Raw genomic sequence first — 10,416 nt, forward strand, 5'->3', positions numbered from 1 at the left:
CGGGCCGGGCGGGGTGTCATTCCCGCGGGTCCGCCACGTTCAGCACCTTCGGGCGCGTGTAGGCGAGCAGGCCCAGATGGCCGTACTCGACGCCGACTCCGGAGCTCTTCGTCCCGCCGAACGGGACGTTGTGCCGGAGGTCGCCGTGGGTGTTGATCCAGACCGTGCCGCAGTCGAGCCGGCCGGCCAGTGCGCGGGCCTGCCGCTCGTCGCCCCACAGTGAGGCCCCGAGGCCGAACTCGGTGGCGTTGGCGCGGGCCACGGCCTCATCGACGTCGGCGTAGCCGAGGACCGGGATGACCGGGCCGAACTGCTCCTCCACCTCCAGCGCGGTGCCGGCCGGCAGGTCCGTCACCACCGTGGGCGGATAGAAGTGGCCCGGCCCCTCGGGGACGACGCCGCCCGTGACCACCCGGGCACCGGCCTTCACGGCGGCGTCGACCAGCGAGGCCACCCGGTCGCGCTGGGCCCTGCTGATGAGCGGCCCGTACTCGGTGGCCGGGTCGGCGCCGTCGCCGACCACCGCCCGCCGGGCCAGGTCCGCCAGCAGCCCGGCCAGCCGCTCCCGCTTCTCCTCGGGTACGTAGACGCGCTTGACCGCCGCGCAGAACTGGCCGCTGTTGGCGAGGGCCGCGCCGAACAGCGCCGGGGCCAGGGCGTCCACATCGGCGTCCGGGAGGACGATCGCCGGGTCGTTGCCGCCGAGTTCGAGCACCACGGGGGTGAAGCGCCCGGCCGCGTGCCGGGCGATGCCGCGCCCGGTTCCCACCGAGCCGGTGAAGGAGATGAGCCGGATGCCCGGGTGGGTGGTCAGGGCCTCCCCGAGGGCGTCGGCGCCGGACACCACGTTGAGCACGCCCGGGGGCAGGCACTCCTGGAGGACCTCGCCGACGCGGAGCGTGGACAGCGGGGTCTGCGGCGAGGGCTTGAGGACGACCGTGTTGCCGGCCAGGAGGGCCGGGGCGACCTTGCACATCGCCAGGATGATCGGGAAGTTCGACGGAGCGATGGCCGCGACGACCCCGTAGGGCTCCCGGGTCAGGGTGATGTCGGCGGAGGAGTCCCGTACGAGCTGCTCGGCCGACAGGGACAGCTCCGCGGTGTGGCCGAACCACGCGGCGGACAGGCCGACTTCACCGAGCGCGTCGCGCACGGGCTTGCCCTGCTCGGCCGACAGCAGGCGGGCGACCTCGTCGCCCGCGGCGCCCAGCCGCTTCCCGCACTCCACCAGGTGCGCACGGCGTTCGTCCTCGGTGAGCGCCGTCCAGCGGGGCTGCGCCGCGGCCGCGGCGGCGACCGCCTCGTCCAGCTGGGCGAGGGTGCAGTCGGGGGCCTCGGCGATCACGGCGCCGGTGGCCGGGTTCTCGACGGGCAGCCGGCCGGCGGTGTCCACGCGGGCCCCGGCCACGGTCATGCGTATCGTCACGACGCGGACTCCGCCGTGTCCATGTGCCGGCGAAGGCTCAGCGGCCGCATGTCGGTCCAGACCTCGTCCACGTACGCGAGGCAGTCTTCCTTCGCGCCTTCCTTGCCGGCCGCACGCCAGCCGGCCGGAATCTCCGATTCCAGAGGCCAGATCGAGTACTGCTCTTCGAGATTCACGACGACGCGAAAGGCCGCGACGTTCTCATTCTGCTCGCTCATTGCGCTTCTCCCCTTACCGCGCCGCGCTCGCTATAGTGCGCCGGACCGCGGCCTCGAAAATGACAGCTGCGATGGTGGATCGAACTTCGGAGGTACGTTACATGAGCGAAGTGGCGCAGGGCGACGGGGTGTCGGGCGAAAAGGACCATGCGGTACGGGTGCCTGTTGTCGACTGGCCCGAACGGGCGAAGTCGGGAGCGTGGCTGGGTGATGACAAGGCCGTGGTCGTCATATCCGTGGACGTCGACGCGGAGTCGCCGGTGCTGGCCCGGGGCGAGCACTACATCAACCACTTGACGACCATGTCCCACCAGGCCTATGGTCCGCGGGTCGGTGTTCCCAGGATTCTTGACCTGCTGGAACGCCTGGATGTTCCCTCCACATTCTTCATCCCCGGCGTGAGCGCGGAGCGCTGGCCGTCCGTGGTCGAATCCGTACGTGACCGGGGCCAGGAAATCGGCCTGCACGGGTTCACGCACCGCCATCCCGTCCACCTTTCCGAGGACGAGCAGCGTGCGGAGCTGGAGAACAGCCTGAAGACTTTCGCGCGATTCGGCGTGACGCCGCGCGGATATCGGGCCCCCAACTGGGAGATGACCCGGTACACCCTGGACCTGCTGCCCGAATACGGGCTGTCCTACGACTCCTCCCTCATGGACGACGACCGGCCGTACGTGGTGCTCGCCGGGGCGGGCCGGCAGCGGGTGGCGGAGCTGCCCGTGCACTGGCTGCTGGACGACTGGGAGCAGTACGCCTTCCTGCCGGAGCCCAACATCGGTCAGCTGATCGAGGCTCCGTCGAAGGTGGTTGACCTTTGGACTTCTGAACTCGACGCGATGCGCGAGCACGGCTCGCTGTGTGTCCTGACCGTCCACCCGTTCCTCACCGGGCGTCCCTCGCGGCTTCGTGCGCTGGAGACTTTCATCCGGTTCGCCCAGGAATGCGGAGATGTCCGGTTCGCGACGGCGGGGGAGGTCGCGGACTCCGTCCTCCATACGGATTCTTCTATTCCGTAGGCTCTTACCGGCCAGTATGCCCTGAATCCCCGGTGTTAATTGCCCCAACTCCGGTGCCGCGCTTGAGGACTGGTCGGGACTGGCTCGAAACGGTTCACCGGCAAGCCTTGTACGCAAGATCGACGGTGTGTTTGGATGACGCCATCGAGCGGCACCGGGGGCGCGGCCACTCCATTGCGGGAAACCTGCCGCCTTCCGTTGCGCATTCATGTAACTGCACCAAAGGATTGACGGGTGCAGGTCCTTGAGGGGGTCTGATGAGCTTCGGCGATGCGTCCGACCAGACGCGCCTGGAAGAATTGACCGAAACGGTTGCGAATATCTGGGCGGACGTCCTGGAAATCGAGCGGTCCGCCATCGATCCGCACGAGAGTGACTTCTTCGCGCTCGGCGGATACTCGCTTCTCGTTCTTCAGTCGATATCCCGGCTGCTGACCGAGCAGGGAATCAGCGAGGAGGACGGCCAGGAACTCGAGGGGCTTTTGCTCAACGAGCTCTTCGAAAAGCCGACAGCGGCCGCGCAAGCGGAATGCCTGCTGCGGAACGTGCCGGTGCAGGCGTAGCGAAAATTGACCAGTCAGATAGATGACACCGCGTCGAACATTCTGTGGCAACGCGCCCGTGTGACGCCTAAAGACCAATTCGGCTTCATCCTGAAACTGGTGATCGCCCTCGTTCTGACCGCGGCGGGCGTGCTGTTGGCGCTCTCGCCGTACTGGCCGGCACGGATCGGCGGCGTGTTCCTGCTCGGCGCCATGTACACCCACACGGTGGAGTTGCAGCACCAGTGCCTGCACCACTCCGCCTTCCTCCGGCCGCGACTGCACCGGATCATCGGAATCCCCCTGGGGATACCGCTGTTCGTCGGTTACAGCCACTACCGCATCCGGCACCTTCAGCACCACAGGTACCTCGGAACCCCACAGGACTCGGAGTTCTTCGGTTTCGACACCCGCAAACCCGTGACCTGGGGCGCCCTGTTCCGCGAGATGTTCAACTTCGGCCGGATCCTCGTCGTGCTCGGCGAGGTGGTGCGCAGCATCCGCGGCACCTGGGCGTACGACCTGGGCGAGATCCCCGAGCGGCGGCGCCGTGAGGTCATGAGCGAGTACCGGATCATGGGTCTGTGCCTGCTGGCGGCCGTCGCCGCATCCTTCGCGGGGTTCGGCGAGCAGGTGCTGCTGCTCTGGGCGCTGCCCCTGCTGGTGGCGGTTCCGCTGCACTTCATCGTGGAACTGCCCGAGCACATCCTCTGTGACAACAGCAGTACCGACGTGTTGCGCAACACCCGCACGATCACCGGCAGCCGCTTCAGCACCTGGTACACCAACGGCAACAACCTGCACGTCGAGCACCACGCAGCCATGTCCGTGCCGATCAACCGGCTTCCCGAACGGCACTCGATGGCACGCGAGATGGCCGTGCACACGCACCGCGGCTACCCCGCCTTCTTCCGGCTGATCGCCCAGGAGGCGCAGCGCAACCGGAAGGCCGGCCGGACGGCTGGAGCAGGCCAGTAGCACCCCGCCGGGCTCGGCGGTCGTACGTCCCCATGCACGCACGCACCATGAGCACCACCGATTGGGTACAACGTGGCACGCATCACTCCCGGGAGAACAGCGGTACTCGTCACTCTCCTCGTCATCGCGTTCACCGGGTGGTCGCTGTACACCCTCCAACCCCTCGCCCCGGCGTCCGCCTCGGCCCCCGCGCGGGAGTTCTCCGCTGCACGGGCCATGAAGGACACCGAAGTCGTGGCCCGCACCGCGCACCCCACGGGCAGCGCCGGCGCGGCCGAGGTGCGGGGGCACCTGGAGCGGCGGCTCGCCTCCCTCGGCGGCACCGTGTCGGTGGAGACCGCCACCGTCGCCGTCAACGGCGAGGGCACCGCCAAGGTGGGCGAGGTCTCCAACGTCTTCGCCCGCTTCCCCGGCTCCGGCCCCACGGGCACCGTCCTCCTGGTCGCCCACTACGACTCCGTACCCGCCGGGCCCGGCGCCGCCGACAACGGCGTCAACGTCGCGGCGGTCCTGGAGGTCGTCCGCGCCCTGCGGGAGGACGGGCCGACCCGCAACACCGTCGAGGTCCTCTTCACCGACGGCGAGGAAGCCGGTCTGCTTGGCGCCCACGACTTCGTGGCGAAGAAGGTCGCCGACCCCGCGAACACGGTGGTCCTCAACCTGGAGGCACGCGGCGTCTCCGGCCCCTCGATCATGTTCGAGTCCGGCCGCCGCAACAGCGGCGTCCTGCCCGCCCTGGACGGTGCCGAGCGGCCCGTCGCCACCTCGCTCGCCGACGAGATCTACCGGCTGATGTCCAACCACACCGACTTCAGCGAGTTCAAGGAAGCCGGTTTCACCGGCCTGAACTTCGCCTTCGTCGACGGATCCGCCCGCTACCACACCACGGGCGACGCCGTCGCCAACGTCGACCGCGCCAGCCTCCAGCACCAGGGAGACTCGGTGCTGGCCGCCGCCAGGGCCCTGTCCGGCGAAGCCCTCGGCTCCCTGGACGGCGGCGACGACACGTACTTCACCTTCCTCGGGTTCCTCGTCCACTACGCCCAGTCCCTGGTCCTCGTCCTGGCCGGCCTCGCGGTCCTCGCCTACGCGGCCACCGTCTGGTACGCCCGGCGCACCGGCGCCCTGAGCGGCGGCAGCGTCAAGGGCGCCCTCGGCTTCTTCGGCGCCCTCGCCATCTCCTGGTTCACCGCCTTCTGCCTCTGGTCGCTCGCGGTGCTGATCCGGCCGCAGTACGAGAACCTGCTGATGGGCGACACCTACCGGCCCGAGTGGTACCGGGCCGCCTTCCTGGCCTTCGGCTTCGCCGCCGTCCTGGGGTGGTACCAGCTGCTGCGCCGCCGGATCCCGGTCCTCGCGCTCACCCTCGGTGCCTGGGGCTGGTTCGCCTTCCTGGCACTGCTCACCGCCGTACTCGCACCGGGCGCCGCGTACCTGTTCACCTGGCCGCTGCTGATCGGCTGCGCCGCACTGGCCGCCGCGCTCCGCTGGGGCGGCCGGGACAGCGCCTGGCACGCGGTGGGCGCCTCCGCGGCGGCCCTGCCCGCCGTGCTGCTGTTCCTCCCCGTGATCACCCTGATCTTCCCGACGCTCGGCATCAGCGCCGCGCCCGTCCCGCTGGTCCTCTGCGCCTTCGTGACCGTCCTGCTGGCGCCGCTCGCCGCGGCCCTGCCCCGTCGGGCCCCGGGCCTGACGGCACTGGTCGCCGCGACCGCGGGTGCGGCCCTGCTGCTCACCGGCATGAAGGCGGACGGCTTCGCACCCGACCGCCCCGCCCACACCAGCCTGGCCTACCTCTGGGACGCCGACCGCTCGCAGGGCACCTGGGCCACCTCCGACGCCACCCCGCCCGCCTGGACGCGCAAGGTCACGGGACCGGAGCGCGGCCCGGTCGCCGACCGGTTCCCGACCTTCCCGCCCGTCATGCCCTACGCCGCCCACACCGCGGCCGCGGCCGGGCCCGGGCCGGCCGCACCCGCGGCGACGGTCAGCACCGAGAACGCCACCGCCACGGAGCGCACCGTCCGCCTCAAGGTCACCCCCGCCCCCGGCACCTCGTACATCACCCTGATGGCGGACGTCACCCGGCACACGGTCGAGGAGGCCTCCCTGCTCGGGGTGACGGTGGACGGCGGCGTCAACCGCCCCTTCGCGGAAGGCCCCTGGAAGTGGGGGTTCGTCCTGTGGAGCGTCCCCGAGGACGGCGTCGAGATCACCCTGAAGGTCAGCGGCGAGGGCGAGGTCCCGCTCTGGCTCACCGGCTACACCGCCGGCCTGCCGCAGTCGCCGGCCCTGCCGCCGATGCCCGCCCACCTGACCTGGAGCACCCACGGCGACGCGCTGACCAACGTCACCGCCGCGGGGCGCGGCATCCGGGCCTGACGCCCACTCCACTCCACCGAGCAGAACGACAGACAACAGGGGGGAACCATCATGTGCGGAATCACCGGCGCGGTCGCCCTCGGCGCGGCGCCCGCCGTGGACGCCCGGGCTCTCGACGCCATGACCGCCACGCTGCTGCACCGCGGACCCGACTCCGGCGGCCGCTACCTCGACGACCGGGCCGGACTGGGCTTCCGGCGCCTGAGCATCGTCGGCGTGCACGCCGGCGACCAGCCCATCCGCAACGAGGACGGCTCGCTCGTCCTCGTCTGCAACGGGGAGATCTTCAACCACCGCGAACTGCGCGCCGAACTGGAGGCCAAGGGCCACCGGTTCACCACGATGTCCGACGTCGAGGTCATCGTGCACCTCTTCGAGGAGCACGGCCCCGCGCTCCTGGACCGGCTCAACGGGCAGTTCGCCTTCGCCCTCTACGACCGCCGCCGGCGCAGCCTGATGCTGGCCCGCGACCACATGGGCATCCTGCCCCTCTACTACGCGCGGACCGCCGGGCACCTCGTGTTCGGCTCCGAGATCAAGGCCGTCCTGGAACACCCCGCCGTCGAGCGGGCGGTGGACCTGACCGGCCTCGACCAGGTCCTCACCTTCCCCGGCCCGGTCAGCCCCCGCACCGTCTTCCGCGGGGTGAGCAGCCTCAAGGGCGGCGAGTACCTGACCGTCGAGGACGGCACCGTACGGACCACCACCTACTGGGACCTCGACTACCCCCAGGACGGCGAGGAGGAGCAGCAGAGCGACGAGTACTGGAGCGAGACGCTGCGGGAGCTGCTCGCCACCTCGGTGAGCCGGCGGCTGCAGGCCGACGTCCCGGTCGGCTACTACCTCAGCGGCGGCCTGGACTCCTCCCTCATCGCCGCACTGGTCCACCGGGCCGACCCGGGCGCCGTCCCGCACTCCTTCTCCATCGCCTTCGGCGACAGCGGCATCGACGAGTCCCGCCACCAGCGGATGATGGTGGACCTCCTGGGCCCGAAGCACCACGAGACCCGCTTCGAGACCGCCGACATCGAAGGCGAGCTGCGGCGGATGGTCTGGCACGCCGAGACCCCGGTCAAGGAGACGTACAACACCTGCTCGCTGGCCCTGTCCCGGACCGTGCGCGACTCCGGCACCCGGGTGGTGCTCACCGGTGAAGGGGCCGACGAGCTGTTCGGCGGATACCTCGGCTACCGCTTCGACCACGCCGGGAACCGCGACGCCCACGGCACCGACCTCGAAGGACAGCTGGAGCACGAGGCGCGCCAGACCCTGTGGGGCGATCCCGGGGTGTTCTACGAGCGCGACTACCACGCCTGGCGGGAGTCCAAGCTCGACCTGTACGCACCCGGCCTCGTCGACTCATTCGCCGGCTTCGACGCCCTGCGCCACCCGGTGGCCGACGGCGCGATGCTGCGCGGCCGCCACCCCCTGCACCAGCGCTCCTACCTCGACTTCAAACTGCGGCTCACCGACCACCTGCTCACCGACCACGGCGACCGGATGGCCCTCGCGAACTCCGTGGAGGCCCGCTACCCGTTCCTCGACATCGACCTGGTCCGCTTCGCCACCCGGATCCCGGCCCGCCTCAAGGTCCACGCCGGCACCGAGAAGTACGTGCTCAAGCAGGCGGCCCGCGGACTGGTGCCCGACCCGATCATCCAGCGCGAGAAGTTCGGCTTCCGCGCCCAGGGCAGCCCCGGGCTGCTCCGGCAGAACCCCGAGTGGGTCGGCGACATGCTCGCCCACGACCGCATCAAGCGGCAGGGCTACTTCAACCCCGACGTGACCGAACTGCTGAAGAAGCAGTACACCGAGCCCGGTTTCGAGGTCCACCCGCACCTGGGGGACGACCTGCTGCTGGTCGTCCTCACGTTCGGCGTCCTGCTGGACTCGTTCGGCCTACCCGACCACTCATGACCTGCCGGGGACGGCACCGCCGGCCCCGACCGATGGAGGAAAGCACGATGGCGTTCGACCCGATCCACGCCCTGGTGGGGCAGGCCGCGGAGAAGTTTCCGGAGCACGTGGCCGTCCAGACCCCGCAGGGCGACCTGACCTACGCCGACCTGGCGGCCCGCTCGGACCTGCTGGCGACCCGGCTGCGCGCCGCCGGCGCGACCCCGGGCGCCCTGGTGCCCGTACTCACCACCGACCGGCGCGAGTTCGCCGTCGCCGTGCTGGGCATCCTGAAGACCGGTGCCGTCTTCGTACCCTTCGACCTCGCCGGACCCGGCCTGCGGCTGCGCGACACCCTGTCCGGCACCGCCGCGGAGTTCGTCGTCACCGGCACCGGCGAGGCCGGGCGGGTGGCCGAGCTGCTCGACTCCGCCGTGCCCCAGGCCGGCCGGTTCGTCGTGGACCTGGCCGTGCCCGCCGCCGCCGAGCCCCTCGCCGACCCGCACGTGCCCGACGCGGACGACCCCGCCTACATCTTCTTCACCTCCGGCTCCACCGGAACGCCCAAGGCCATCGCCGGCCGGATGCGCGGCATCGACCACTACATCCGCTGGGAGAGCGAGCTGCTCGGCGTCGAGCCGGGCTGGCGCGTCAGCCAGTTCGCCTCCGTCGCCTTCGACGCCGTGCTGCGCGACCTGTTCCTCCCGCTGACCACCGGCGGCACCGCCGTCGTCCCCCCGCCGGGCCTGCTCCTGGACGGCGCCGGACTCGGCCGCTGGATCGACGCGCAGAAGCTGGACCTCGTCCACTGCGTGCCCTCCGTCTTCCGCGGACTGGCCACGACCGCGGAGTCCGCCGACAGCCCCGGCTTCGCCTCGCTGCGCGCCGTGCTGACCGCGGGCGAGCCCCTCGCCGCCGCCGACGCCGGCCGCTGGTTCGCCCGGCACGGCGAACGCGTCACGCTGGTCAACCTCTACGGGCCGTCCGAGACGACCATGACCAAGACCTTCCACGTCGTCACCCCCGCCGACGCCGAGCGGGAGCTCATCCCGGCCGGCCAGGCCATGCCGGGCGCCCGCATCGCCGTGCTCGACGGGCGTGGCAAGCCCAGCCCGCAGGGCACGGTCGGCGAGATCTACATCCGTACGCCCTTCATGTCCCTGGGGTACTACCTGCGCCCGGACGCCACCCTGGCGGCGTTCGTGCCCAACCCGCTCGGCGACGATCCGGACGACATCGTCTACCGCACCGGCGACTTCGGCCGGATCCTGGCCGACGGATCACTGGAGTTCATCGGCCGCAAGGACCACCAGATCAAGATCGGCGGCGTCCGCGTCGAGCTCGGCGAGGTCGAGCACCTGGTCCGCGCCCACCCCGCCGTCCGCGAGGCCGCGGTGGTCCCCGTCAAGGACGCCGCCGGCGAGGTCGCCAACCTGTGCGCCTTCGTGGAACTCGCCGAGGCCGTCGAGCCCGAGGCGCTCGCCGCGTACCTCGGCGGCCGCCTCCCCGACATCGCCGTCCCCCGGGTGTTCGTCCCGCTGGACCGGATGCCGCGGACCATCAGCGGCAAGGTGGACCGGCGCGCCCTGCCCGCCCCGATCCTGCCGCAGCAGGCCTCCGCGACGCGGTACGTCGCCCCGCGCACGCCCACCGAGACCGCGCTGATCCGGATCTGGACCGAGCTGCTGCCGGTGGAGGAACCGGGCATCCGGCACGACTTCTTCGAGTCCGGCGGCCACTCGCTGCTCGTGATGCGCCTGCTGTCCCTCATCGGTGCCGAGTTCGGCGTCGAGATCCCGCTCCAGGACTTCCTGGCCGGTCCGACCGTCGAGGCCCTCGCCGAGCGCGTCGAAACCGCCATCCTCACCGGCGGCGACTCCCTCGACGACCTCCTCGACTCCCTCGACGACCTCGACGACGCCGAGGCCGAACGCCTGCTCCAGGGTGGAAGTGCCTGA

The 10,416-nt window shown here is 70.9% G+C and carries 8 protein-coding genes; 6 read left to right on the forward strand and 2 right to left on the reverse strand.

Translation table 11 applies throughout. From position 1 onward, the window contains the following. Positions 1-16 precede the first annotated feature (16 nt). Positions 17-1,426 (reverse strand): aldehyde dehydrogenase family protein, encoded by a 1,410-nt coding sequence (locus OTB16_RS13015; RefSeq protein WP_267720289.1) that lies wholly within the window; start codon positions 1,424-1,426, stop codon positions 17-19. Then, positions 1,423-1,644 (reverse strand): MbtH family protein, encoded by a 222-nt coding sequence (locus OTB16_RS13020; RefSeq protein ID WP_267720290.1) that lies wholly within the window; start codon positions 1,642-1,644, stop codon positions 1,423-1,425. The genes OTB16_RS13015 and OTB16_RS13020 overlap by 4 nt, the downstream gene beginning before the upstream one ends. A 101-nt stretch (positions 1,645-1,745) precedes the next feature. Here OTB16_RS13020 and OTB16_RS13025 point away from each other — a divergent pair, with 101 nt between their 5' ends. From OTB16_RS13025 to OTB16_RS13050, 6 genes are all read left to right on the forward strand, one after another. Beyond that, positions 1,746-2,660: a polysaccharide deacetylase family protein gene (locus OTB16_RS13025; protein ID WP_267720291.1), complete on the forward strand. Its 915-nt coding sequence runs from the start codon at positions 1,746-1,748 to the stop codon at positions 2,658-2,660. Positions 2,661-2,917: 257 nt separating this feature from the next. Continuing rightward, complete coding sequence (locus OTB16_RS13030; protein ID WP_267720292.1) at positions 2,918-3,223, forward strand: phosphopantetheine-binding protein; 306 nt, start codon at positions 2,918-2,920, stop codon at positions 3,221-3,223. Positions 3,224-3,322: 99 nt separating this feature from the next. After that, positions 3,323-4,180, forward strand: coding sequence for a fatty acid desaturase family protein (locus OTB16_RS13035; RefSeq protein ID WP_267720293.1), 858 nt, complete (start codon positions 3,323-3,325; stop codon positions 4,178-4,180). Between the two features lie 72 nt (positions 4,181-4,252). Beyond that, complete coding sequence (locus OTB16_RS13040; protein ID WP_267720294.1) at positions 4,253-6,562, forward strand: M20/M25/M40 family metallo-hydrolase; 2,310 nt, start codon at positions 4,253-4,255, stop codon at positions 6,560-6,562. Positions 6,563-6,613: 51 nt separating this feature from the next. Then, the gene (asnB, locus tag OTB16_RS13045) at positions 6,614-8,479 is read left to right on the forward strand and encodes an asparagine synthase (glutamine-hydrolyzing) (protein WP_267720295.1); all 1,866 of its coding nucleotides are present in this window, start codon (positions 6,614-6,616) and stop codon (positions 8,477-8,479) included. 47 nt (positions 8,480-8,526) lie between these two features. Continuing rightward, positions 8,527-10,416, forward strand: a complete 1,890-nt coding sequence (locus OTB16_RS13050; protein WP_267720296.1) for a non-ribosomal peptide synthetase — start codon at positions 8,527-8,529, stop codon at positions 10,414-10,416.

The organism is Streptomyces antarcticus (genome assembly GCF_026627255.1).
In the GTDB taxonomy this organism is placed as follows: domain Bacteria; phylum Actinomycetota; class Actinomycetes; order Streptomycetales; family Streptomycetaceae; genus Streptomyces; species Streptomyces antarcticus.